This is a genomic window from Pricia antarctica (assembly GCF_900101815.1).
In the GTDB taxonomy this organism is placed as follows: domain Bacteria; phylum Bacteroidota; class Bacteroidia; order Flavobacteriales; family Flavobacteriaceae; genus Pricia; species Pricia antarctica.
Map to the genome: position 1 here is coordinate 385905 of NZ_FNAO01000004.1, position 26005 is coordinate 411909.

The window sequence follows — 26005 nt, forward strand, 5'->3', positions numbered from 1 at the left end:
AGAACTAAAATCGCGGCTTTCATCGGCGGAGCATTTCTTATCGCGAAGCCTGTGCCTGATTTCCTCCTTTTGAGTACACAGGGTTATCGGGATTACCACCTGCCTTTAGATAGGCCAACAAATCTTTCAGTTCATCAGGATTCATTCTATTGATCAATCCCGCTGGCATGAGGGAAACGGTGGACATCTTTTGGCTCGTTACTTCGCTTTTGGGAATTTTCCGGGTCAAATCGGGCGCATAGGGGTTTTGGGAAATGACGTAATTGCTATCATCTTCACTGATCAGCCTTCCTACCACCGTTTGCCCGTTCTTTAAGGAAAACTCCGTTGCATTATATTGGTCCGAAATGGTTTTGTTGGGTTCTATGATAGCTTCCATCATATCCTCGGGCGTAAATCGCGTACCCAACTGGGTAAGGTCGGGACCAATATTTTCGCCTTCACCGCGCATGGCATGACAGGTAACACAGGTCGCTGCGGCATACATGTTTTTACCATCCTCAAAATTCCTTCCCTCAAGGCCATCGGCCAATAAGGATTCTACATCCTCAGGCTGCCAGTTTCTTCCGGGACCTTCGGGCTGCTCGGCTTCCTGCACCAAATCCGTACCGGAACTTCCGAGTAACGAATCCCCGGAAATGGTATTGTAATATTCGAATTTGTTTTTGGGGACCTGTGATAAGGCAGATTCCCTAGCTTTATCGATAAATCCGATATAGCTGCGGCCCGCCTTAAATGAAAAGGCCTTGTAAAACCATTTGAAATATTCGTCACGCAGTTCGGGAGTCCAACCTGCATTGACACTGTCAAGAACGATACCGTAATAGGTATGCTGGGCCAAGGGCATATTTTTCAAGGTACTGGCAATGTCCATTCCGTATTGTGGGTTCCTCAATATTAGGTCAGAGGCGTCCGTAGCTGTATTTGCCATGACCGAGGCGTTTTCGCCTTCCTGTGATTGTAACAAGGCCAAGGTTTTACTCACGACCTTCGGATCATCCAAATAGGCGAGCGTTTTGCTCAAGGATTGGTTCAGTACATCGGTCTTCGCCGGGTAATGGCCTTCTAAATACTGTACGACTTTGTTACTCATTCCGGATGCGGGCTTGCCAAAACGGGAGATGGTAACCTCAAAGGCCCGCAGCAGGTCTACTTGCTGTATATCCGAAAGTCCATCGTATTTTACCTCCATCATCGCAATCAACATCCGGTCACGTTGGGATGCGTTTCCATGTCGGGCCAAAGCTATCATGCCTTGAACCATCGCTTCGGGGTCTTTTTCGCTGTATACCCGATCCTGCCATTCCTTTACGGGCTGATGCTCTATTGCTATTCTGGCGGCATAGCGCACAAAACGGTCGGTATGTTTTAAGTTGGGCCAAGCGAAATCGACCGCGCCTTCTATTGGTCCCATATGATAGGTTTCCAATTTTTTACGTAGTGCGTTTTCCTCGGTCTGTTCCGGAGCCGAAGTGGAAGCCAAGGCAGCTTCCTTTCCTTCTTCATCCTTATAGTACACCCGATAAAGATCGGATTCCAACCGGCGGCCACCGGTCATAAAATACATGGCTCCATCGGGACCAATGACACCATCGGTCAAGGGAAGTGGTATGCCAGAAACAAATTCCTCCTTTATTCCGGAATAGGTAGCGCCTTCCGGCTTTAGTTCTATGGCGTAGATGATACCGAAGCTCCAGTCAAAGGCAAAAATGCTATGCTTGTATTTTTCGGGAAATTTGGCATCTTTTCCATAAGAAACGCTGGTCGGAGAGCCTTGGCCGATATTCAACACTGGCGGCAGGTTGTCTGGATAGGCAGCAGACCATTTTTGGTTGCCCGTACGCCATCCGAACTCGGCCCCACTGGGTACATGACAGATCCGCGTCGGCCGGTACCAGGGCATGCCCAGGTCCCATTCCATATCCGAATCATAGGTAAACATATCGCCCAATTCGTTAAAGGCCAGATCGAAAGGATTCCGAAAACCGGAAGCGACTTGCTCCCATTTTTTTCCTTCGGGATCTATATGGGCGATCCATCCGCCCGGTGCGCCACGATCATTGGCATGGCCACGCGGATCTTTGATCAACGGAAATAAATTGTCGTCTTCCCATACCTTGGGAAGCCGATACGAATCCATTTCAGGCATATCGGTATGGTTGCCGGCGATGACGTAAAGGGATTTTTGGTCTGGCGCCATGACGATACTATGGGGGCCATGCTCGCCTGCGCCGTCCAATTCTTTGAGCAAGGTTATCTTGTCGTATTGGTCGTCGTTGTCCGTATCCTGCAAGCGGTATAGACCGCTTCCCTTTTCAAACTCGTCATCACTGCGGTGGTTGACCATTACATACAGACTGTTGAACGCATAGAGCAAGCCTTGGGCGTACCCCATCTGGATTACCGAATCGGCCACTTGTTCCCCGGTTTGAATCTTTAGTTTTTCAATTTTCGGAGTTAGGTTTTCAGAGCCAATCGCCGGTATTTCCATCCGGTATAGCGCACCGTACTGATCTGAGGTAATCAAACGGCCCTTATTGTCGAAGGTCATCGCCACCCAAGAACCTTCTTCCTCGTCGCCGGGACTATAGAGATGCTCCGCCTTAAAGCCCGGCTGCAGTTTCAGCTTGGCCAGTTTCGGGGGCAGGTTTTCGGGGGTTTCATTTTTCGAATCGGAATTAGTAGTACAGGAAATTGCCAAAAAAGCAATACCTATTAAAATTAACAATCTTCTGTTCATGCTGTAAATATTTTTTAACTTTTTCTTCTATGCTCCTAAAGTACTAAAAATTTGGGTTCAATGAGGATTCGGCTGCAGGAAGCGCATATCGCAGACTGATATTCGAAAATGCATTTGCACGGGGTTCTACGCCTTCGGGATAGTAGTATTCGTTGGGTGTGGCCTTTATTCGGTTTCCGTAGGCCGTAATTACCTCCACGGCACGACCGGTCCTGACAAGGTCGAACCAGCGTTTGTTCTCAAAGGCGAGTTCTACCCTACGTTCCCTATAAATAGCATCCAATAAATCGCCCGAGGCGTCACCGAGTCCGGCACGAGTTCGCACTTCGTTCAAAAAGGTGGCTGCTTCCCCCGATTTGCCCTGTTCCTCCAGCGCTTCCGCCATAAACAACAGCACCTCCGAATAGCGATATACCGGCCAGTTCATTCCAGTATTTCCATTCAGCGCATGCGGCTCAACATATTTTTTGATGATGGGGTACACCCCGTCTCTCCAGAAACTTTCGCTGGCCGTAATATATTGAATGGAGGCCTCTAGTCTTAAATCGCCTGGCTCATAGGCCGCTATAATATCCGGTGTGGGGATATTATTACCTTCGCCGTTAAGCGGTTGGGGGTTTGAAGTACCCGTAATCAATCCCACTTCATCGGCCGTCAGTGGTCGTGGCAGAAAATTGTAGAGAAAACTTCCGTTCAATCCCTCGGCACCTTCCTTGTACTGTACCTCAAATACCGATTCCATATTGTTTTTGTTGTCGGTGGTACCGGAAAATGCATCGGCATAAATCGGCATCAGGGTATATTCGTTACTGTCGATAATAGCCCTAAGCTGAGTTTCGGCGCCCGCCCAGTTTTTTTGAACAATATAAGCATTGGCCAATACCGTACGTGCTGCCCCGGAGGTGACCCTTCCGGCCTCCTGTTCCGATTTTGGGGGTAATAATTGTGCGGCCTCCCCGGCATCGGCTATGATTTGCACATAGATTTCCTCTTCGGATGACAGCGGTAATGCCGCATCTTCACGACCGGCAACCGGAACCAAATGAAGAGGTACACTTCCAAAGAACTGCACCAATTCTAAATAGGCGTATGCCCTGAGAAAAAGAGCTTGGCCCTTGAGATTATTCTTGGCAGAGGTGTCAAATTCGGCATCGTCGATAGTAGCCAATATTTGATTTGCGCGGGCAATTATTTGGTAATCCAGCACGTATTGCTGTCCTACCCAGTTGTTGGCGGTGATTCCGTTATCGCTGGGGATGGCAAAGTCGGCAATATCCTCTTGTTGCTCGGTTGCCCCAAAAGCGGTATTTCTGGCATAATAGGTGTTATCGGAATGCATTTCGGCCAAATAGGGCTTTGCTTGGTTGTTTATCTGACGTAAGGGTACGTAAGCCCCGTTGACGGCCTGTTCAAAATCATCTGCGGTCTTAAAAAAGGTAGGCTCGCTTAATGAATCCTCTGGGAAAATCGTAAGCTCATCCTCACAACCAACTGTTAGGACGCCCAAAACTAGGAGAAATAGGAATTTATTTTTCATTTTATTTGTTTTATATAGTGATATAAAATGGTTTCAATTATTAAATCCGAAAATCAGTTTTTTTCCCTTAAAAATTAAGATTAAGGCCAACGCTGAAAATACGGGGTACCGGATATCCGGAAATATCGACACCTTGGCTCAGGTTTCCGCCGTCTCCGGTCCCATCAGGCTGTACGCTAATTTCGGGGTTGGGGCCACCCCAGTATTTGGTGAAGATATACACATTTTGGATGGAGCCATAGATGCGGGCGGATTTGAAAAATCGATCCACGCCATCAAGGGTATATCCTAGCGTAATGTTCCTAATATTGAAATAGGAAGCGTCCGCAATGAAACGGTCGTTTATCCAATCCCTTTCAATACCGGTAACATTCCCACCTCCGACGGTGGTTCCATAAAACCCCCTACCCGGATTTTCCACCGATCGGAAACGATATTTCACATCGTTCACCAAATTGAACACGCCGTCAAGATTGGCCGTGCTGTACAAATGGCGGACCAGCAATTGGTTGCCTTGGGAACCTGTGCCTATTACCGAAAAATCAAAATTTCCGTATTTGATAGTGTTCGTTATACCGTACGTAAAGTCGGGAAACGGACTGCCCATAATGGCCCTGTCATCGTCGTCTCCCCCATTGGTAATGATACCGTCACCGTTGAGGTCCAACAATTTTATGCTGCCCACGGTAGAACGACCGGGTACCTGGGGCGAACTGTCAAGATCTTGCTGATTTAAATAGACCCCATCGGAAAGATGGCCATAGAATTGGCCGAAGGGCTCGCCGACCTTGGTAATATGGAAACGACCGTAAACACGGTCAATACCTTCTGCCAAGGCTACAACCTCATTTCTATTGAACGAGATATTGGCATTGGTCGTCCATCGAAATTTTCCGGTAGTGTTTATGGTGTTCAGCGCAAATTCGTGACCCCAGAAATGAATTTCCCCAATATTATCGCTGAAGTTAGAGAAACCCGATTCTTGGGGTACTTGAACATTATATAATAAATTCGTAGTGTTCTTGGTGTAATAGTCGTACAAAAATGAAACTCTATCGTTGAACAAGCTTACATCAATACCGGCATCGAACTGTTTGGTCGTTTCCCAGCCCAAGTTAGGGTTTGCCAAGGAGGTCACCGCCGATCCGGGAGCAAGGTCGTTTCCAAAAGCGGCGTTCACAGTATTGTCGATAAGCGCATATTGGGTGTAATTACCAATGTTATTGTTTCCTGTGACCCCGTAGCTGGCTCTAATTTTCAAAAGGGACACCGGTTCTACACTTTCCATAAAACCTTCATCGGAGATAATCCAACCGGCAGATACCGATGGAAAGGTACCCCAACGATTCTCGGAACCGAATCGCGATGAACCATCGCTACGTACCGATGCCGTAAACAAGTACCTGCCTTTATAGTTATAGGTCAGTCTTGAAAGAAAGGAAACCAAACTCCATTCCTGCACTCTATCATAAGTACCGTTTCGATCAATGTTAGCGGCCCCTTGGATGGTTGGCAAACGGTCGTCGGCAAAATTACTGGCTTGTACCCTATTAAAATCCCTACGGAACTTTTGAAAGGTAAATCCTCCCAAAAGTGAAAAATTATGATCTCCAAAACTTTTGGTGTAGGTCGCCAAGTTTTCGTTCAGCCAAGAAAAATCGTTAGTATCTTCCCAAACTGCCCGCGAATCCGTAGGAATGGGAACGTTAATACTAGAAGTAGCCGTAGTAGGACTAAAAAGCTCGTACCTTGAATTATACAGCTCGGCATTCAAACTTGTTTTTATGATCAGACCCTCAATCGGTTCGTACTCCAAAAAGGCGTTGGTCAATAAATTAACATCTTTGGTTTCATTAACAATCTGTTTGGCCGAGGTAATCCAGTTGGCGTAGGAGAAAATGTTACCTGTTTCCGCGGGAAACCTATTAAACTCGGTCAAAGAACCATCAGGCTTGTAGATGGGCATGATGGGCCAGGTGTGTAAAGCGTTAAATAGAATTCCTGTTCCTCTTTCCCCATCCGTTCTTGGCGTGTTATCTTTTATGTAGGAAGGTGCCACATTGAGACCGATTCGTATTTTATCGGATATTAGATAATCCATATTTGCCCGAAGCGAATAGCGGCGATAATCTGAATTTATGACGACTCCGTCTTGTTTAAAAAAGCCTGCCACCATGGAGCTACGAAGTTTTTCTTTGTTTGAGGTAATGGTCAGGTTATAGTTTTGCACCGGTGCCGTTCTCAGCAGGGCATCATACCAGTCATTGGTCTTACCTTCATATTGCGATGGGTCCTGGAAAATTTCGGGAACTGGATCGCCTTGATCGGTATAGTACTCCTTTTTAAATTGAGCGAATTCAACGGCATCCATCATATCGATCCTGCCCCGCTGCGGTACCTGCTGAATTCCCGTGGAAGTGTTGAAGCTGATGTTAGTCTCACCGGGAACTCCCGTTTTAGTGGTAATTAAAACAACCCCGTTAGCAGCTCTAGAACCGTACAAAGAAGTAGACGCGGCATCTTTAAGAACTGAAATATCTTGGATTTCATCAGGGTTTAAAGCACCTATTCCGCCAGTGATGGGGAAACCGTCTACAACATAGAGTGGGTCGCTACCTCCCGAAACAGATAACTGACCTCTTATACGTACCGACATACCCTGACCGGGTTTGCCTGTGGTTTGATTGATTTGAACCCCGGCCAGTTTACCTTGTAGTTTCTGTGTAACCTGTGAAACGGGAATGTCCGCCAGCTCTTGAGCATCAATTGTCTGTACCGCGCCCGTTACCTGTCGTTTAATTTGGGTACCATACCCCACCAGCACCACTTCGTCTAGCGCAGTCGCATCTTCTGCCATGGAGATGTCAATCTGTGTTTTACCGTTCACCGGCACTTCTTGCATCGCAAACCCGACATAGGTAAATACCAAGGTGGCGTTATCCCCGGAAACGGAAATGCTGTATTTGCCATCAAAATCGGTAACCACTCCATTCGTAGTTCCTTTTTCGACCACATTGACACCGGGAAGGCCCAAACTGTCATCTGCCGAGGTGATAGTGCCGGTAATAGTCTTGTCCTGTGCATGCGCCGGTAACCACAGGAGCAAGGCAAAAACAACGCATAGTGTTTTTAGACTCGTGTAGATTTTTTTCATAATAGTGTTCAGTAATTAGGTTAGAAATCCTTTTTTATTGAAATAAAAATTTATTGGATTAAGTTCAAATATATTCGACCAATTGAAACTTCGCATCCTGTACTGTCCTGTTAAAATTTTAAGGAACAAGAAAGATGGAGAAACAAATAAGCCAAATCACCCCCCTTATTTGTCTCTCAACGACAGTTTTACCGGTCCTAATAATCCAGAAGGCATCAAGGGAGATGCTGAAAGCAAAATATTAGGACTCTTTGACACTAAGCCTGAAACCGGCTTTCTTACCCTTTTTTCGTCTTTCTTCGATATTTTTTGCCAAGGTAGCTCGCTATGTTTGGCGAAAACCGCTCTAAAATCTGAAAACCTTCCTGCCAACGGGCAGAATTAATGAAATGATCCGTGACTTCTGTTTAGTGCTAACAGGCTCTGGTTTACAGCGATTCCCTATCGATAAAATTAAACGGATTCTTTACCTTCCCCTTGGTTTTATCCAAAATCATACGCGCTGCAGTCTCGCCCATCATTTTAAAATCCGTAGAAATACAGGTAATGCCCAAGAGTTCCTTTAGAGGCGTATCGTTATAGGATATTACCCCGATATCACCGCCCAAAGAAAATTCCTTTTCGCGGATCTGGTTGACCAAATTGACAAGATCAGATTCCTCTATCGTGATAAAAAGATCTCCCTTTTTAAGGATGATATCGTCGTAAATCTCTTCGAGTATCTCAAAATCAAGGGAGAATTCAAGGCAAAATTTTCGAAATCCGTGTAAAATCCTTCTCGGATAGGGATAAACCGAGTTTTCAGGATAGACCAAAAACAATTTTTCGTACTTCTTAATTTTTTGCAGCCCGTGCTGTAATGCATTGTAGATATCATTCTCAAAGTCCTGATAAATTTCGATAAAGGCCTTTTCAATGGCCAGTTTGTTATTGTCCATGATTACCAATTTATCCTTCGCGATTTTATTGATGGCCGTTACCACCTCGTCCGTATAACTAATATGCTTCAGGTCTTCGGTCTTGAAATGAGGCATGATGATGTAATAGTCATAGGCATTCCTGTTTTTTTCCAGCAGATTTAGGAACAAAGAATTGTCACAATGGTAGATATGCAGGTCGGTGTGCGAATTACCGCCGATACTATTTACAAAGCTGTTGTAGATACGCATCTTGTACGTGCTCAACTTATTAATCATAAATAGGATGTTAACTTTCGATAGCAACTTCGTACGGGTAATATAATAGCCTTTTCCCCTGATGGAAGTGATTATCTGTCGCTCTTTTAGGATGGAATATGCTTTTTCAACGGTATCTCTCGAAAGTAGATATTCTTCGCTGAAACTATTGATAGAGGGTATTTTTTGATCTATGTTCAGCTTGCCGACCGAAATATTATGGATGATAGAGTCAACGATTTGCCTATATTTAGGAATTCTCGATTGACCGTCGATTTCTACATACTTAAAAATGTCCATGGTTCTCGTCTTAGGAATCGGTAAGGTAACGAACTCTTTTAAAATAATGCATTCTCCCTTTATTTTACGATTACAGTACAGTACAGGATACAAACCTTAATTTCACATCTTATTTTAGCGGAAAGAAAAAAAATTAAATTAGCATTATGGGCAATACGGTCAAACAATTCAATTACGTAGACTACTTATGGGATGAAAAGAAAGCGGCAGAACTGGGCAACGATCAGGTCGAGCTGTTTTTATACCGCTCCAATATACTTGGTGCCGATCTGAGGATAACCAATTATGGGGGCGGAAACACAAGTTGCAAGACCATAGAAAAAGACCCCTTGACCAATGCCGAAGTTGAGGTGATGTGGATAAAAGGTTCCGGTGGCGATATCGGCACCTTGACCAAAAAAGGGATTGCGGGATTGTACACCGAACGCCTCCGCAACCTGAAGGATGTCTACGGGGGCCTTGAAGATGAAGACCGCATGGTCGGCCTTTTCAACCATTGTATTTATGATTTGGAGAGTAAGGCACCATCGATCGATACGCCATTACACGGCTTACTTCCTTTTAAACATATAGATCACCTGCACCCCGATGCCTTAATTGCAGTGGCCGCTGCGAAGGATAGTGAAAAAGTGACCAAAGAAATTTGGGGCGATACGATGGGATGGGTGCCTTGGCAACGTCCCGGTTTTGATTTGGGACTGCAATTGGAAAAATGTTTGAACGATAATCCCGGTATCCGGGGTATCGTTCTGGGCAGTCACGGCCTGTTTACTTGGGGCGACACTTCCTATGAATGTTATATGAACAGTTTGGAGGTCATCGAAACGGCATCCGAATATGTCGCAAAAAGAATCGAAGAAAACGCTAGTGTTTTTGGAGGCAAAAAAATCGAAAGCCTGCCACAAAAAGAACGTAAGGAAAAAGCGGCGCAGCTTATACCCATATTACGTGGACTCTGTTCCGCTGAAAATAGGATGATCGGCCATTTTAACGATAGTGATACGGTGCTGGAATTTATCAACAGCAACGATATGCAACGCTTGGCGCCCATGGGCACTTCTTGCCCCGATCACTTTCTACGCACGAAAATCCAGCCGTTGGTACTCGAACTTGATGCCAACGCCGACCTTTCTAATACCGATGCGGTTTTGAAGCAACTAAAACCGGCTTTTGAAAAGTATAAAAAGGAGTATGCGGACTATTATTCTTCCCATAAACACCCGAACAGTCCCGCCATGCGCGATGCCAGTCCCGTAATCATCATCTATCCAGGAGTCGGCATGTTCAGTTTTGCAAAAAACAAACAGACGACTCGGGTCGCCAATGAATTTTATGTCAACGCCATCAATGTGATGCGCGGTGCCGAGGCGATTACCGAATACACATCTTTACCGAGACAAGAAGCCTTTGATATCGAATATTGGTTGCTGGAAGAGGCCAAGCTACAACGCCAGCCCCAGGAACAACCCTTGTCCCGAAAAGTAGCTTTGGTTACAGGTGCAGGTGGCGGAATCGGAAAGGCCATCGCTGATAAACTGGCCGAAGAGGGTGCTAACGTGGTACTTACGGATATTGCCGAAGACCGTTTGCAGGAAGCCCTGAAAACCTTCGGAAAGGATACCGCCAGCTATGCCGTCTGCGATGTGACCCAAAACGAATCGATTGCCGATGCGTTCAAAAAGGCCTGTCTCGATTTTGGAGGCGTCGATATCGTTGTGCATAGTGCGGGACTCGCCATCTCAAAACCGCTCGAGGAAACCACTGAAAAAGATTGGGACCTGCTGCAGAACGTGCTCGTGAAGGGTCAATTCGAACTCGCCAAACAGGCCGTTGCTATCATGCGCAAGCAGGATTTGGGAGGGGATTTCATCAGTATCGCCAGTAAAAACGGACTCGTATCCGGCCCAAATAACGTGGGCTACGGCACCGCCAAAGCGGCGCAGCAGCACATGGCGCGTCTCTTGGCCGCCGAACTGGGCGGGGATAAGATCCGCGTGAACACGGTAAACCCCGACGGCGTTATCGTCGGCAGTAAGATTTGGGAAGGGGATTGGGCCGAAGGCCGGGCCAAGGCCTATGGTATTACCGTTGAGGAACTCCCCGCACACTACGCCAAAAGAAACCTATTAAATGAAATTATTTATCCCGAAGATATCGCCAACGGGGTTTTTGCCTTGGTCGGTATTTTAGATAAAAGCACCGGAAATATTATCAATGTGGATGGTGGAATGGCGAATGCTTTTGTACGGTAATTTATTAATGTCTGGCATATTTCCGGGCTGTTTGGAGCAATAAAATCTAACTTGACTGCTCTATTCCAAATAGGATAACAGGACAACATGGATAAGAACAGGCTAAAATGAATGTATATGAAAATAGACAAACAACATATAGAAGAAAGGAACCAACAATCCCTTGACGACCACCTTGAAAGTTTCGATTATATCGCGAACCGATTGACCAAAAACGGAATCGAGGTCGAGAATGTCGTTCAAAAACTGGCGGATTTCCAAGTCGCCATCCCCAGTTGGGCCTTAGGCGCTGGCGGTACACGCTTCGGTCGCTTCGGCTTTCAGGGCGAACCGGGTACTCTAGAACAAAAAATAGATGATGTCGGTGCCATTCATGCGCTGACCCAGACTGCAGGTGCCATTTCCCTACATATTCCTTGGGACGTTCCGAAAGATTATACCGCCATAAAAGAATTGGCACAATCTCATCAAATCAGTTTTGATGCGGTCAACTCAAACACTTTTCAAGATCAGAAAAATACCACAAAAAGCTATAAGTTCGGCTCCCTGAGCAATATCGATGAAGCAATTCGGGAACAAGCGGTCGAGCATAACAACGAAGTTATCAAAATCGGGAATAAACTGGGTTCAAAGAGCCTTACCGTTTGGTTGGCGGACGGAGCTTCTTTTCCGGGGCAGACCAATTTTCAATCCGCTTTAAAGCAAACACAGAAAAGTTTACAGGAAATTTATGCCAGCCTACCTGAAGACTGGAAACTTTTTATCGAATACAAACCCTACGAACCCAACTTTTACAGTACGGTAATCCAAGATTGGGGTACCTCCTTTATGTTGGCGAACGAATGTGGCGAAAAGGCCTATACTTTGGTAGACCTTGGCCATCACCTGCCCAATACGAACATCGAGCAAATCGTATCGACATTGATGATGAAAGGTAAACTCGGCGGATTCCATTTTAACGACAGCAAATACGGCGATGACGACCTGACCGTGGGCAGCGTAAAACCCTATGCGCTTTTCCTAATTTTCAACGCCTTGGTCTATGGAATGGAGAACAACCCCCAGAACCCCTACCCTGCTTGGATGATCGATGCCAGCCACAATATCAAAGATCCTTTGGAAGATATTATACAGTCTTTGGAGGCCATTCAAGAGGCATATGCCAAAGCTTTGCTAGTTGACCAAAAGGCATTGAACGAAGCGCAGCAAAATCACGACGTGGTCAAATGCCAAGAAATTCTTCAGGACGCCCATCGAACCGATGTCCGGCCTTTATTGCAAAAAGCCAGGTTGCAAAACGGGGGGGCCTTACATCCGCTGAAAACCTATCGCTCGTTGGGTATACGAAAACAATTAGTTGCTGAGCGAGGTGCAAATTCCGTAGCTACCGGACTTTAAAAATAGGACTATAGGAACACTACTATGCAAGAGGTAACCGCCATATTCGACATCGGCAAGACCAACAAAAAGTTCTTTCTTTTTGATTCGGAGTATCAAGAGGTGTATCGGGAATATATGCGTTTTGACCTGATCGAGGACGAAGATGGCCATCCTACAGAAGACCTGAAATCCCTACAAGTTTGGCTAAAGGAAGTTTTCGATCGGATTCTGACCTCCAAGAAATTCAACATTACGGCCATCAACTTTTCTACTTATGGTGCCAGTTTTGTCCATTTGGATGAAAACGGGAAGGTATTGACACCCCTTTACAGCTATACAAAACCATTGGATGAAGCATTGATAGCATCCTTCTATACCAAATATGGTCCGGAAACCAAATTCTCGACCCATACCGGATCGTCGAATTCGGGAATGTTAAATTCAGGCATGCAGCTGTACTGGCTGAAGCATAACCGACCTGAAATTTTTAAAAAGATAGCCTTTTCATTACATCTTCCACAGTACATCAGCTATTTGTTTACAGGTATTCCCATCAGCGAGTATACGAGTATCGGCTGTCATACCGCGCTGTGGGATTACGGTAAAAAGGACTATCACGAATGGGTCTATAAAGAGGGTATCCACCACATCCTCCCTCCTATCGTTTCCACGGAAACCAGCATCAATATGAACTATAACGGCAACCATATTAAAATCGGTGTCGGTATTCATGATAGTTCGGCGGCACTTCTGCCCTACTTGCGCAGCATTAAAGAAAAATTTATCCTGATTTCCACCGGTACCTGGAGCATAGCTTTCAACCCGTTTACCGAAACGGCGCTTTCTGAAAATGAAATGCAAAATAACTGTATCAACTATATGCGGATCAATGGAAAAGCGGTGAAGGCCAGCCGGATATTTTTGGGCAACGAATATAGCCTTCAAGTGTCGGCACTATCCAAAAAATACAATGTCCCAGACGATTCCCATAAGACGGTGGCCTTCGATGATGAGGTATTTTACGAAATCATAAAGGATTTTGAATACGCCTTTCGATGGATAAGTATCAACGATAAAAACATGCCCGTCGAGACCCATTTTAAATTCGATCGGTTCGAACATGCCTACCATCAGTTGATGATAGAACTGGTCTTGATTCAAGTGGAAAGCATCAAGATTGCAGCCGGTGGAGATCACATCGAAAAATTATATATCGACGGCGGTTTCAGTGATAACGATGTTTATATTAAATTGGTCTCGCATTACTTAAGAAATATGGAGCTACGTACGACGGATTCGTCTTTAGGATCGGCATTGGGTGCCGCTATTGCAATCTCGGATACGAAACTGAACTCCAAATTTTTAAAAAAGAACTATTCGTTAAAAAAACACATTCCGATTATTCTTAATGAAATCATTTAGAGGTATTTTTTGGAACCGAGAATATCGGCTTTTGAGGTCAGATGAAGTCATTTTCTAACAGCATAGCAGGGCTAAGATTTTCAAAAATGAGGAAATAGGGCCTCAAAATGTGATATTCGTAGGTAGAAGAAAAAGTCTAAAGGAGTTCAATTACTAATTAGTGGCTAATAACTTTAAAAAATAAATGGCGATGGAATTTAATTCCGATTATCCTTCCGTAGATGATTTAAGGAACAAGGCTAAAACCCGTGTTCCCAGATTTGCATTCGAATATTTGGATGGCGGCTGCAACGAAGATGTGAGCATCTCCCGAAATACTTCGGAAATACGGGAGGTAGAGCTACAGCCCCGCTATCTGAGAAATCAAGGCATAAGTTCCACGAAAACCAAGGTGCTCGGCATGGAATTCGACGCTCCTTTTGGAATTGCACCCGTGGGACTTCAAGGCCTAATGTGGCCCAATTCCCCCGCGATTTTGGCCAAGGCCGCCCACAAACACAACGTCCCTTTTATTTTGAGCACCGTTACAACGATGGATATTGAAAAGGCCAGCGAACTTACCGAAGGAAACGCCTGGTTTCAATTATATAATCCGGTGGAAGATGAAATCCGCAACGATATCATTGATCGTGCCGCTGCTGCCGGATGCCCCGTTCTAGTTTTGCTTTGCGACGTACCGACCTTCGGCTATCGACCGCGGGACTTCAAAAACGGACTGGCCTTGCCCCCGAAAATGTCCGTAACTAACATTCTACAAATTTTAGGCAAACCGACTTGGGCGTTTAACACCTTAAGATATGGACAGCCCACTTTTGAGACTTTAAAGCCCTATACCCCCGAAGGCTTAAACTTAAAGCAGTTGGGTGCGTTTATGGACAAAACTTTTTCCGGTCGCCTCAATGCCGAAAGAATAAAACCCATCCGTGATAGATGGAAAGGCAAGCTGGTGTTGAAAGGTGTCGCCTCGGAACGGGATACCGAAGATGCCATCCGCATGGGTTTTGACGGCATAATCGTTTCCAACCACGGCGGAAGACAATTGGATGCCGCACAGTCGACCATCCGTTCCATGCAGGAAATTGCCGCGAAATACAGCGATCAAATTGAGATTATGATGGACAGCGGGCTACGCTCCGGTCCGGATATCGCCCGAGCAATGGCCTGTGGGGCTAAATTCACTTTTATGGGCCGGTCCTTTATGTACGGAGCCGGGGCCTTAGGGAATTCGGGGGGAGATCATACAATATCCATATTAAAGACACAATTCAAACAGGTCATGGACCAGCTTTGTTGCGAAAGGGTGGAAGATTTACCCCAACATTTGATCACCAATTAAAAACCCAACCACCCATGAGCCAAAACCAACACGAAGAAGAACTGATCGAAGAAATAGCGGGGGGGGAATTCGAACGCGAACCCGTTCCCACTACCAAATTAAAAGGCTGGAAAAGCTTTTTGGGGATGTATGCCGGAGAACACGCCGCCGGAACCGAGTTTGTTATCGGACCCTTATTCCTGACCACTGGCGTCAGCGCTTTTGATTTGATAATCGGTCTTTTGCTCGGAAATCTCATGGCCGTTTTGAGCTGGCGATTTTTAACGGCAGAAATTGCGGTCAAAAGAAGGCTCACCTTATACTATCATCTGGAAAAGATTTGTGGAAAAAAATTAGTGATCGGCTATAATTTGGCCAATGGCGTATTGTTCTGTTTTCTAGCTGGTGCGATGATCACCGTTTCCGCTACTGCTGTCGGAATTCCATTTGATATGGAAATGCCCAAACTGACCGACACCATGCCCAATGGGGTCACCTGGGTGGTTATCGTTATTGTTATTGGTGCTGCCATATCATTGATCGCCTCAAAGGGATATGATACGGTGTCAAAGGCCGCCAACTGGATGTCACCGGTAATCGTACTTGCCTTTTTGGCCTGTGGCATCGTGGCTTTGCAACAACTCGGTGTAGGTAGCTTTTCGGAATTTTGGGAAATATGGGGCGAAGGCGGGGACCCCTTCCCAGGACAGATCAAATACACGTTCTGGCATGTTTTTTTCTGGTCGTGGTTTGCCAATGCCGCCATGCACATCGGGATGTCGGACCTTTCGGTATTCCGGTTTGCCAAAAAACCAAGTTCAGGATGGACTACCGCCGCAGGCATGTATGTGGGCCACTATATGGCATGGATAGCCGCCGCACTGCTTTATGCTGTTTATGTTAAGACCCCTGAGGCCCAGGCATTTTTAGCGCAAGGCGAAGCTCCTACCGTTGCACCAGGTCCTTTGGCTTACAACGCAATTGGCTTTTTTGGAATTATTGCCGTTGTTTTGGCAGGATGGACCACTGCCAACCCTACCATCTATAGGGCGGGGCTTGCTTTTCAAGCGGTGATACCAAAAGCATCAACCTTTTGGGTCACCATCTTAGCGGGCAGCATCGCCACCATAGCCGGTCTTTTTCCCGCTTTTGCCATGAAATTATTAGATTTTGTGGCCCTTTACGGCTTTATATTAGCTCCCGTGGGCGCCATCATCGTTTTTGAACATGTCTTTTACCGGCAAGCTGGTATTGCGCAAAACTATGCCGAAATCGCAAATTTGAAATTTAACAGGTCCGTGCTCTTGGCCTGGGCCATCAGTTTCGGGCTGTTCTACTTTATCTCTATACAATTCGATGTGTTTCTCTCGTTCGTCACGCTTCCGGCGTGGCTGTTATGCGGAATTTTATTCCTCGCTTTCAGTAAACGGTTTCAAAATCGTCCAAATTAGACCTATTTAGGCATTTTAAATCCGTACGAAAGTTTCTGTCAATTAGTCATTCAACAATTTATGGCCTTAGTTTTTGAAAAATTTCACATAAAAACTTCAAAAAATTAACATTGAATTAAAGATTCTTGTTATTTTTGGAGGAGACCTTCCAAAAGAATGTCAGAATTATACAGAGTAACTAAATACACTATTAATCCTATAGGTTGCCACGTAAGTAACACAGATTCCATTTGTGTCCCCAAAATTTAACCAATCTATAACCAATAATTTAAATATCAGGAACACGATAGAACAGTATAGTACTTAAAAATTTCATTCATCAAAACCTCAACCAAAAAATTTTAATTATGAAAGTAAAGGATTCGTTTTTCAAGCTGTTAAACGGCATGTTCAAAAAAGTATCCAAATGGCAACTTTCGCTTTTAGTTTGTGCCTTGGTGCTAAACCACATATCGGCAACTGCCCCTCTACATAAATTCCATCCGCAGCAAACCCCGATGACCGGTATAATTCTGGATGATACGGGCGCCCCGTTGCCTGGTGCAAGCGTAGTGGTCAAGGGTACTACGGTGGGCACCACCACCGATTTCGATGGTAATTTCGAAATTGTACTACCGGAGGGCAACAACACCCTAGTGATTTCCTATATCGGTTTTAAGACCCAAGAAATCGATGTTGCGGATCGGACCGATATAGAAGTGACTATGGTTATGGATGCCGCGGGGCTCGAGGAAGTAGTAGTGGTAGGATACGGTACGCAGAAAAAAACTTCCCTCACTGGATCGATTAGTTCCATCAAAGGGGAGGACATAGCAGTAGTGCCTGCCGCCAATATCTCCCAATCCCTGGCAGGGCGAATGTCCGGGGTAAGTATGAGGCCCAATGGAGGTACGCCTGGCAACGACAATCCCGATATTTATGTTCGGGGCGTAGTGTCCACTGGAAACACCAATCCTTTGATAGTGGTGGATGGTATACGAAGGGACAACATTAGCCAAATAAATCCGAACGTCATCGAGAGCGTAACCGTACTTAAGGATGCCGCCGCTGTGGCGCCCTTCGGCATTGGTGGGGCCAACGGGGTCATACTGATTACCACCAAAAAGGGAAAAACGGGCAAGCCCCAAGTGAGTTTAAGCACCTCATTTGCCTTTCAAAGTCCGACCTATCTTCCCGATATGCTCAATGCCCAAGATTACATGTCACTGCAAAACGAAGGCTACTTTAACCTGAACCCCAACGGAACGACACCCCCCAGCGACCCCAATCTCGTGTCCAACTACAACGCACTCCACCGGGAAGACCCGTTCAGATACCCGGACTCCAACTTTCTGGATGTTTTTAAAAAGAACGGTACCATGCTCATCGACAACTTGCAAATTAGTGGGGGTACCGACAATGTTCGATATCATGCCGGGTTGGGGTATTATGACCAAAAAGGGATCTTCGAACCCGTGGGATACAAAAGATATACTTACGACCTTAGTCTCGACGTTGATGTAACGCCCACTACCAAAATAGGTATGTCCTTATACGGTTCTATCGAGAATACCGATGGCATCGATGCCGATGAAGCAATGCCCCACCTCTTCAGAAGCTTCTATAAATTCGTTCCAACCCAAGCTTTGCTGTATCCCGGTGGGGATAGATGGGGAGAATCATCCGCGAATAGTCCCGTAGGCGTATTACGTTCGGACGGATATCGGAGGGACGGGGACAATACCTTGCTCAGCTCCATTTCCGTAGAACAAAAACTACCATTTATTGAAGGCTTAAGCGTAAAAGGCGTATTTGCCTATGATAATCTGGAGCAGAACAATAAATTGTGGCATATTCCTTATAAATATGACATCATCGACCTGTCCCAGACGCCATATACCTTTACGGAGGCCGTATCCCTACAAGAAGGTAATGGACAGCCTTATACTTGGCTGCAACTCGAAAATTATCGGTCTAAAAAGTTTACCTATCAGGGGTATATCAACTACGACCGATCCTTCGGCGACCATGAAGTCTCGGCTCTGTTCGTCGCGGAGGCCCGGGAGACCATAAATGACTTTTTTACCACTAGAAGAAACAACTTCGCCATTGAAATCGATGAACTGAGTTTCGGCAGTTCAGACAAAGCGGATTATGACAATTCGGGATCCTCCAGTACCGGCAGCGAGATCGGTTATGTTTATCGACTGGGCTATACCTACAAAAATAGGTATATCTTCGAGGCATCAGGGCGATATGACGGGCACTACTCTTTCGCTCCAGGCGAACGATGGGGCTATTTTCCTGCCTTTTCGGCCGGATGGAGAATTTCCGAAGAAAGTTTCATGGAAAACCTTACCGCGATTAACAACTTAAAGCTAAGGTCCTCCTGGGGAAAATCGGGTAACCTTCCTTATATCGATGGACAACTCGCCGCCTTCCAGTACCTCGCCGGTTATGATTTACGCGGCAACGCTTATGCGTTCGGAAACGGTTCCCTCGTGCAGGGCTCCCGAATACAAAATGAGCCCAATCCGAATATAACCTGGGAAATTTCCACTAAATTTGATATCGGATTTGACATGACCATGTGGAACGGACTGCTCAACGTAGAGTTCGATTATTTTCATGAAGACCGCACCGGGATGCTACTTACCCCGCAGGTTACTCTACCCGTGGAATATGGACTTGCCCTATCCCAAGAAAATAAAGGAGAGATGAATAACAATGGCTTTGAGGTAAGCATCGGTACCCAAAAGACATGGGATAGCGGTTTGCTGTTCAGTCTCTCAGCAAACATGAGCTATGCCGAGAACAATATGATAGAGGTGTTCCAAACCGATGCCCAAAGCAACAATCCTAATAGAACCCGCGTAGGACAACCTTTTGGCACCCCCTATGGTTATAAATCCCTAGGCCTGTTTTCCACTTCGGACGATTTGAACGCCGATGGTATTATCAATGCGGCAGATGGCTACGAGATTCAGCAATTTGGGGATCTTCACCCGGGGGATATCAGATATGCGGACCTAAGCGGACCTGACGGTGTACCTGACGGCATAATCGATTCGAACGATGAAACGGTGATCGGTTACCCGGTTTACCCCGCGATTACCTACGGTATGAACACTTCGTTAAAATACAAGGGATTTGATCTTTCCCTATTTTTTCAGGGCACCGCCAATTCCAACATCAATATTAGACAGTTTATGACTGTACCTTTCGAAAATAACGGAAGCAATACCGCCTATGAATATTTTGACAATCGATGGACGCCTGATCGTCAAAATGCACGATATCCCAGGTCAACCCCGTCCCCATACGCCAATAACACCCAGGGATCCGATTTCTGGATGGCAGATACCGATTACCTACGACTGAAGACAGCGACACTGGGTTACAGGCTTCCCAGCAGTATTACCGAAAAATTGAATATAGCATCCATTGGGTTTCATTTGACCGGCCAAAATCTGCTTACTTTCAGTTCCCTCGACCATATTGATCCGGAATTGGGTTACGATGACCGTGAGAATTCGTATCCGGTAATGAAGTCATGGGCTTTTGGAATGGATATTTCATTTTAATATAAAATTGTACATTATGAAAAGGTTATTTAATAAAAATTGGGTTACTCCCGCTTGTTCGATGCTACTATTGCTTTCCTTATCCTGTGAAAGCGAAACCTTTCTTGAGAACGAAGATAAATCAAAACTTACCGACGCTACCCAGTGGCAATCCGAATCAAACGCAGATATCTTTATCAACGATGTTTATAGCGAAATACCCAGGATTTCTACACTGGCCGAACAATTGGACTATTATACCGACGATTATAACATAAGCCATTACTATACGGCCTCTAACTGGCGAACAGGTATCTCCCAGGCCCCTGCACAAAGTAATGATAGCCCCTGGGGAGGCACCTATGGGCCTACCAACGCTTACACTTGGGAATCCTTTTTCGTAAAGATCAGGAAATGCAATACCGGAATTCAAAAACTGGAAGAAAACAAGGACAACTTCCCTGCGGAATACACCAATGCGCGCATCGACGAGCTACGGTTTTTAAGGGCTTATTTTTATAGTGAATTCTTTATGCAGGTCGGCGGACTTCCCATCCTTACCATACCTTTGGACCGCTCGACGATGACCGAGGAAGAGATGCTGATTCCAAGGAGCAGCTTTGAGGAGACTTTCAACTTCATGACGGACGAGCTAGGGGAAATAGTGGAAAATAATTATCTGCAAACAAAATACAACAATGGGGACGGTGATGCGGGGCGCGCTACTTTGGGCGCTGCCTTGGCTTTAAAAGGATGGTTGGAACTATTTGCCGCCAGCCCGTTGTTCAACAGCGGATCAGGCTATCTTCCCGATGCCAGCAACTTTGTTCATTTTGCATCTGCGGATGCCGGCAGGTGGGCAACAGCCGCCGCGACCAATAAAAAGTTTATCGACGAGTACGGCGGTATGTACGAACTGTTTGACGACCTCCCCAATTTGTGGAGGGCTTCCAACGAATATAATTCGGAAGTAATCTGGGATCGCCAAATAGTCGCGAATATCCCTGGTATGGGTACCAACTACGAAAGACGTGGGGGCCCTACCTACGTGCTGGGCCAGTATATGACCTGGGGAAATTACAATCCCACACAAGAATTGGTGGACGAATTCGCCATGGTCGACGGCACGCCCATTACCGATCCCGCTTCTGGTTACGATCCACAAAATCCGTATGCAAACAGGGAGAAACGGTTTTACGATTTTATCGTTTACGACGGAGCGCCTTACAGGCTGGATTGGATGCCAGCAACGGATACAATCTATACCCGGATCGACGAAACCTATGAGAACCCCGATAAGACCAATCAAATAGACCTTGCAGGTTCTACCGATGTTGGTGATTCAGGCTATTACCAGAAAAAAAGGCTCAACCCGGATGCTGCTCCCGGAAACGACGCCAGCGGCCAGAACGACCTTTTTTACCGATATGCCGAAGTTTTGTTGAATTATGCGGAGGCCCAAAATGAGGCTGTGGGTCCTGATGCCTCGGTTTACGAGGCGATAAACAAAATCAGGAACCGTTCCGAATTGCCTGACCTGCCTTCTGGTCTTTCTCAAGAGGGGATGCGCAATGCCATTTACTCTGAACGTAGGGTCGAGCTCAGTTTTGAGAATAAAAGATATTGGGACAACAAACGTCTCATGCAACAGGAAGAAAAAATGGGTGTCCCCAGACACAATATGATTATCAGAAATACGGTACCTTCTAACAATTCCGGTGTGTGGGTCTATAGTGTGGAACCGGAGGTGAAATTTACCCCTAAGTTCGAAAAGAAACAGTATATGAGTCCAATACCACAGAATGTCATCGACCAGAATCCGAACATACAGCAAAATCCGGGATATTAAAAGACAGATTTGAAATTTGTGGGAGAGTTTTCATAACTCATTTTTATGCCCTTTTAGGCAAAATTTTCTAGCATAGCAGTAACTACGGTATAAAATTTTAACGATGAAGGGTATAAAAAAACAATCGGTATATTTCCAAATAATCTCCAAATAATCTCTAAGAACCTTTGCTTAATTGCTTCCATCCTATAAAAAGCCACTTTTAATTTAAAGCTTTCTAAAATAAAGTTTAATTTTAGGCTTTCAAAAAAGGCATCGTGGCTGAACGGCTAGGCGAGACTCCGCAAGAGTCTATATAATGGTTCGAATCCATTCGATGCCTCAAGTGTCATGGCAAATTAAAACCAACACCTATACCAAAGTATCTTTTGCACCAAGTCTTGGTTAAAACATAATTCCGTAGCTACGATATGCAATTATTTTTGTCTAGACCTGCCACAAAATCTACGATTGTCTTAGGTGTCCTTTTAACTTTGACATGACACACCATACCTTATAACTAAATTTTCTGTCATGGCTAAAATCGAAATCAAGGGAACTCCCGAAAAATTGGAGCGTATCGCCATCTTTTTAAAGGCAAACAATATTCAACACGCCATAATCGATGATTATGGGAACCACTCCCAAGAAGACCTCGCCAAATATCGCGAGTTAATGACAAAGCATAACGCTTAGACTTGTTTCTGTCGCACGGGCGGGCAAGTTCCAAAAATTAAAGAGGATGGATTCGGATTACGAAAAGAAAACGGCTGCGGCCAAGTCATTAGATTGGATTAAGGAGGGTATGCTTGTCGGACTGGGATCAGGTTCAACGGCAGCCCATATGATCCGGGGCTTGGGAGAAAAGGTCGCTGCAGGCCTTTCAATAAAAGGAGTGCCGTCATCCGATACGACCGCTCAACTCGCGCGGGAAGCGGGTATTCCCCTTATTACTCTAGAAGAAGCTGGAAAATTGGACGTCAATATCGACGGTGCCGACGAATTCGATGCCAACCTGCAACTGATTAAAGGCGGCGGCGGTGCGCTTCTAAGGGAAAAAATTGTGGCTTACAATTCCAAATTCAACATCGTAATATCCGATTCGAGCAAGCAAGTAGAACGTTTGGGGAAATTTAAACTGCCCCTAGAGACCATCCCTTTTGCTACTAAAAATATCATTACAGAGTTGGATGAAATGGGATTGAGTCCCGAACTTCGAAAAAAAGGGGATGAAATCTACAAGACCGATGAGCAAAACTATATAGTAGATGTCGATGTTCTTGAACAAAACGATTTAGTAGCATTGAACAATATCCTCATAAATATTCCGGGTGTGGTAGAAACCGGGCTTTTTTTGGATACTACGGATGTGATCATTATGGGAAAAGATGAGGGTACCGTCATTTTTAAAAAGTGACCCATAAAAGTAAAATCATTCACACGCTATCATTTCGAGCGCAGTTAAGACCTAAAAGGCGTCTGCCGGTTTGAGTTCTCGACTGCCTGGAACGGACATGACCTCGGTTCTCGAAACGCTATTTTTTATAATTTCAGCGTGTTTTTAGAAAAAAATCATCAAATCACCGCATCTCAACGACAAGCGGATTCTTCAATTTCTCAGAAAATGCTTCCAAATAGTTTTCCCATTCCGTCCGGTTCATGAACTGTGCGCTTTTTTTCCAACCAAACCCGGCATAATAAACGGCCTTACCATCCTCATTTAATTTGATATGTGCGTATAGATTGCTCCGGTCTGTTTCTTCGGTTTCGTATTTTTCATGCCCTAACATATGGCCATTCGGTACAACGATGCCCGTACCAATTTCCGAATCGAAATGGGGTTCCCAATAGCTTATCCAACCCTCTTCCCCACCAACACCTATGGTACCTTCGTTCTCATGTAAGGCGAGTCCCGCTGATATCGTATCGGTTCCTTTGATACTAATTTCGAATTTCGAAAGGTTACTACCATAATCCAATGAAATGTGTTTTTCTTCGGATATTTGTTTTCCGGCAGCATCCCAATCCGCATAGGTCAGTATGAAACTGGTACGTATCGGTCCGTTGTACAATCGTTTCCAAGCCGTGAAATTTTTGGAAATGGAATAGGTATCGCCATCTTTGGATGCAATGCCCCCTACTCCCCTACTACTACCGACATGAAAACTATCAAGGCCCTCACCATCATCTTCGTGATAGGAACCATCCGTCTCCAACTCCTTTTTATACCATTTGTTGATGATGGGATAATCCACACGTTTTAGCCAAGCATCGATACCGCTGGAAAGCGTACCGCCTTTTACATCATCCTCCACCATTTTTTGGGCGGTCGGACCGTAAGTCCGAAATGCGACCCGGTCATTTTCCCAAGCATAATCGTCGGTGCGTTCCGGCACGAAACGGGAGTAACACCGCGTAACGCTGTCATTAGCGGTTGCTGCCGTAGAATCGCTGCTGGACACGGAAAATACCATTTCGGATGTCGCCTTAATCTCAGGCTGAAACAAAACCATATCATCGGTGCCATCACCGTCGGAATCGATGGTTTGACTGAGTATGGGTTTTTGCGTCGCATCATCAATAATAACAATTCTTCCTTTTTTGTCATCGGTCGCGTCAATGTCTAGGGAATCGATGGGAATGGAAACGGTTTCAAATTCCCGGTTCGTGTCCATGGTATTGCTCACCACGATTTTTTTCCTTACAGGGGCTTCTTTTTCGGCACATCCCATAAAAAACAATCCTGTTAAACAAATAAAGGCTAGTTGTTTTGAGTTCATACTGCTGGTTATAAATGGTATCTTAATTCGATGATTTTACTACCGTAGTTCCGTGATTTTGGCAACATCCATATCACCATAGTCCAAATTCTCGCCGGCCATGCCCCAGATAAAGGTGTAGTTAGACGTTCCGGAGCCACAGTGAATGGACCATGGCGGCGAAATGACCGCTTCGTGGTTCTGCATCCAAATATGACGGGTTTCTTTGGGCTGGCCCATAAAATGGCAGACGGATTGGCCTTCGGGCACATCCAAGTAAAAATAGACCTCCATGCGGCGATCATGAACGTGCGCGGGCATCGTATTCCAAACGCTTCCGGTTTTCAGTTCCGTCATTCCCATCTGTAATTGGCAGGTGGTGACTATTCCGCCGATAATCATTTGGTTGACCGTACGGTGATTTGCGGTTTCCAGAGATCCCAGTTCTAATTTATTGGCATCTGCCATGCCCACTTTTTTAGTAGGATAACTTTTATGCGCGGGGGCGGAATTTAGATAAAATTTCGCAGGCGTACCGGAATCCTTACTTTTGAAAACGACCTCTTTCGCACCTTGCCCGACGTACAACGCGTCTTTATAGGCAAGTTCATAGGCAGTTCCGTCGACCTCGACCGATCCGTCACCGCCAACATTGATGACACCCAGTTCACGACGTTCTAGAAAATATTCAGCTTTAAGAGGGTCGATAGCTTCTAATTTCAAAGGTTGATCGGGCACCGCACCACCAGCCATATAACGATCGTAATGGGTATAGGTGAGGTTGATTTTACCTTTTTCCATAAGATTCGAGATAAGGAACTCTTTCCGTAATCCATCGGTATCCAGTTGTTTCGTAGCTTCCGGATTGGTAGCGTAACGTGTTTCGAACTTCGTCGGCATTTTTTTTGAAATTTAGATATTAAACGTTAGATTTTTTGGTGTTTATACTTAGCAATTTACTGTGGATTGTCCTAAATATAAGAACCAACCTTACAATAAGAACCAACCTTACAATTTCGAGGGTTAAGATCAATTGCCTGACCTGAACTAGTTAAGGGTAAAAACATCGTTGCAGGATGTTTAAACGAATTTCACAAATATAGTAAATTTAATACAATCGATTGTATTTAATATAAAATCCATAACTTTG

At 45.3% G+C, this 26005-nt stretch carries 16 protein-coding genes and 1 tRNA gene; 11 read left to right on the forward strand and 6 right to left on the reverse strand.

Annotated features, from left to right (window positions below; translation table 11 throughout):
• Positions 1-37 precede the first annotated feature (37 nt).
• The 3 genes from BLT07_RS09305 to BLT07_RS09315 form a co-directional block, all read right to left on the reverse strand.
• Positions 38-2740 carry a c-type cytochrome gene (locus tag BLT07_RS09305; protein WP_091867990.1) on the reverse strand — a complete coding sequence of 901 codons (2703 nt, stop codon included), beginning with the start codon at positions 2738-2740 and terminating at the stop codon, positions 38-40.
• Positions 2741-2783: 43 nt separating this feature from the next.
• On the reverse strand, positions 2784-4277 hold the full coding sequence (locus tag BLT07_RS09310; protein WP_091867992.1) for a RagB/SusD family nutrient uptake outer membrane protein: 1494 nt from the start codon (positions 4275-4277) through the stop codon (positions 2784-2786).
• A gap of 67 nt (positions 4278-4344) precedes the next feature.
• Positions 4345-7431: a SusC/RagA family TonB-linked outer membrane protein gene (locus BLT07_RS09315; protein ID WP_091867994.1), complete on the reverse strand. Its 3087-nt coding sequence runs from the start codon at positions 7429-7431 to the stop codon at positions 4345-4347.
• Positions 7432-7513: 82 nt separating this feature from the next.
• On the opposite strand from BLT07_RS09315, the gene BLT07_RS09320 reads away from it, so the two are divergent.
• Entirely contained in the window at positions 7514-7816 is a 303-nt protein-coding gene (locus tag BLT07_RS09320) for a hypothetical protein (RefSeq protein WP_091867995.1), read from the forward strand.
• 43 nt (positions 7817-7859) lie between these two features.
• Here the strand turns inward: BLT07_RS09320 and BLT07_RS09325 are convergent, their stop codons facing one another.
• Positions 7860-8906, reverse strand: coding sequence for a GntR family transcriptional regulator (locus tag BLT07_RS09325; RefSeq protein ID WP_091867997.1), 1047 nt, complete (start codon positions 8904-8906; stop codon positions 7860-7862).
• A gap of 146 nt (positions 8907-9052) precedes the next feature.
• Between BLT07_RS09325 and BLT07_RS09330 the strand changes: the two genes are divergently transcribed.
• The 10 genes from BLT07_RS09330 (at position 9053) to rpiA (ending at position 23513) form a co-directional block, all read left to right on the forward strand.
• The gene (locus BLT07_RS09330; RefSeq protein ID WP_091867999.1) at positions 9053-11158 is read left to right on the forward strand and encodes a bifunctional aldolase/short-chain dehydrogenase; all 2106 of its coding nucleotides are present in this window, start codon (positions 9053-9055) and stop codon (positions 11156-11158) included.
• A 117-nt stretch (positions 11159-11275) separates the two neighbouring features.
• Complete coding sequence (locus BLT07_RS09335) at positions 11276-12556, forward strand: sugar isomerase (protein ID WP_091868001.1); 1281 nt, start codon at positions 11276-11278, stop codon at positions 12554-12556.
• A gap of 24 nt (positions 12557-12580) precedes the next feature.
• Positions 12581-13960 carry an FGGY-family carbohydrate kinase gene (locus BLT07_RS09340; RefSeq protein WP_091868003.1) on the forward strand — a complete coding sequence of 460 codons (1380 nt, stop codon included), beginning with the start codon at positions 12581-12583 and terminating at the stop codon, positions 13958-13960.
• A 184-nt stretch (positions 13961-14144) separates the two neighbouring features.
• A complete protein-coding gene (locus BLT07_RS09345) occupies positions 14145-15296 on the forward strand; it encodes an alpha-hydroxy acid oxidase (RefSeq protein ID WP_091868005.1) in 1152 nt (383 codons plus the stop codon).
• A gap of 14 nt (positions 15297-15310) precedes the next feature.
• Positions 15311-16726, forward strand: a complete 1416-nt coding sequence (locus tag BLT07_RS09350; protein ID WP_091868007.1) for a purine-cytosine permease family protein — start codon at positions 15311-15313, stop codon at positions 16724-16726.
• A gap of 347 nt (positions 16727-17073) precedes the next feature.
• The gene (locus tag BLT07_RS09355) at positions 17074-20289 is read left to right on the forward strand and encodes a SusC/RagA family TonB-linked outer membrane protein (protein WP_217633304.1); all 3216 of its coding nucleotides are present in this window, start codon (positions 17074-17076) and stop codon (positions 20287-20289) included.
• Positions 20290-20305: 16 nt separating this feature from the next.
• On the forward strand, positions 20306-22117 hold the full coding sequence (locus BLT07_RS09360; RefSeq protein WP_091868009.1) for a RagB/SusD family nutrient uptake outer membrane protein: 1812 nt from the start codon (positions 20306-20308) through the stop codon (positions 22115-22117).
• Between the two features lie 251 nt (positions 22118-22368).
• Positions 22369-22439, forward strand: a tRNA-Cys gene (locus BLT07_RS20945).
• Positions 22440-22630: 191 nt separating this feature from the next.
• Positions 22631-22792, forward strand: a complete 162-nt coding sequence (locus BLT07_RS20950; RefSeq protein ID WP_175455292.1) for a hypothetical protein — start codon at positions 22631-22633, stop codon at positions 22790-22792.
• 46 nt (positions 22793-22838) lie between these two features.
• Positions 22839-23513: a ribose-5-phosphate isomerase RpiA gene (rpiA, locus tag BLT07_RS09365; protein WP_091868011.1), complete on the forward strand. Its 675-nt coding sequence runs from the start codon at positions 22839-22841 to the stop codon at positions 23511-23513.
• Positions 23514-23676: 163 nt separating this feature from the next.
• Here rpiA and BLT07_RS09370 read toward each other — a convergent pair whose 3' ends face one another.
• Both BLT07_RS09370 and kduI read right to left on the reverse strand, forming a co-directional pair.
• On the reverse strand, positions 23677-24876 hold the full coding sequence (locus tag BLT07_RS09370; RefSeq protein ID WP_245726486.1) for a DUF4861 domain-containing protein: 1200 nt from the start codon (positions 24874-24876) through the stop codon (positions 23677-23679).
• A 39-nt stretch (positions 24877-24915) separates the two neighbouring features.
• Entirely contained in the window at positions 24916-25755 is an 840-nt protein-coding gene (kduI, locus tag BLT07_RS09375) for a 5-dehydro-4-deoxy-D-glucuronate isomerase (RefSeq protein WP_091868015.1), read from the reverse strand.
• Positions 25756-26005 lie beyond the last annotated feature (250 nt).

What these genes read in the sequence shown, in the direction of transcription:
- BLT07_RS09305 (WP_091867990.1), bottom strand. Translation starts at nt 2,740, where the DNA reads ATGAACAGAAGATTGTTAATTTTAATAGGTATTGCTTTTTTGGCAATT.
- BLT07_RS09310 (WP_091867992.1), bottom strand. Translation starts at nt 4,277, where the DNA reads ATGAAAAATAAATTCCTATTTCTCCTAGTTTTGGGCGTCCTAACAGTT.
- BLT07_RS09315 (WP_091867994.1), bottom strand. Translation starts at nt 7,431, where the DNA reads ATGAAAAAAATCTACACGAGTCTAAAAACACTATGCGTTGTTTTTGCC.
- BLT07_RS09325 (WP_091867997.1), bottom strand. Translation starts at nt 8,906, where the DNA reads ATGGACATTTTTAAGTATGTAGAAATCGACGGTCAATCGAGAATTCCT.
- BLT07_RS09330 (WP_091867999.1), top strand. Translation starts at nt 9,053, where the DNA reads ATGGGCAATACGGTCAAACAATTCAATTACGTAGACTACTTATGGGAT.
- BLT07_RS09335 (WP_091868001.1), top strand. Translation starts at nt 11,276, where the DNA reads ATGAAAATAGACAAACAACATATAGAAGAAAGGAACCAACAATCCCTT.
- BLT07_RS09340 (WP_091868003.1), top strand. Translation starts at nt 12,581, where the DNA reads ATGCAAGAGGTAACCGCCATATTCGACATCGGCAAGACCAACAAAAAG.
- BLT07_RS09345 (WP_091868005.1), top strand. Translation starts at nt 14,145, where the DNA reads ATGGCGATGGAATTTAATTCCGATTATCCTTCCGTAGATGATTTAAGG.
- BLT07_RS09350 (WP_091868007.1), top strand. Translation starts at nt 15,311, where the DNA reads ATGAGCCAAAACCAACACGAAGAAGAACTGATCGAAGAAATAGCGGGG.
- BLT07_RS09355 (WP_217633304.1), top strand. Translation starts at nt 17,074, where the DNA reads ATGAAAGTAAAGGATTCGTTTTTCAAGCTGTTAAACGGCATGTTCAAA.
- BLT07_RS09360 (WP_091868009.1), top strand. Translation starts at nt 20,306, where the DNA reads ATGAAAAGGTTATTTAATAAAAATTGGGTTACTCCCGCTTGTTCGATG.
- BLT07_RS20950 (WP_175455292.1), top strand. Translation starts at nt 22,631, where the DNA reads ATGGCTAAAATCGAAATCAAGGGAACTCCCGAAAAATTGGAGCGTATC.
- rpiA (WP_091868011.1), top strand. Translation starts at nt 22,839, where the DNA reads ATGGATTCGGATTACGAAAAGAAAACGGCTGCGGCCAAGTCATTAGAT.
- BLT07_RS09370 (WP_245726486.1), bottom strand. Translation starts at nt 24,876, where the DNA reads ATGAACTCAAAACAACTAGCCTTTATTTGTTTAACAGGATTGTTTTTT.
- kduI (WP_091868015.1), bottom strand. Translation starts at nt 25,755, where the DNA reads ATGCCGACGAAGTTCGAAACACGTTACGCTACCAATCCGGAAGCTACG.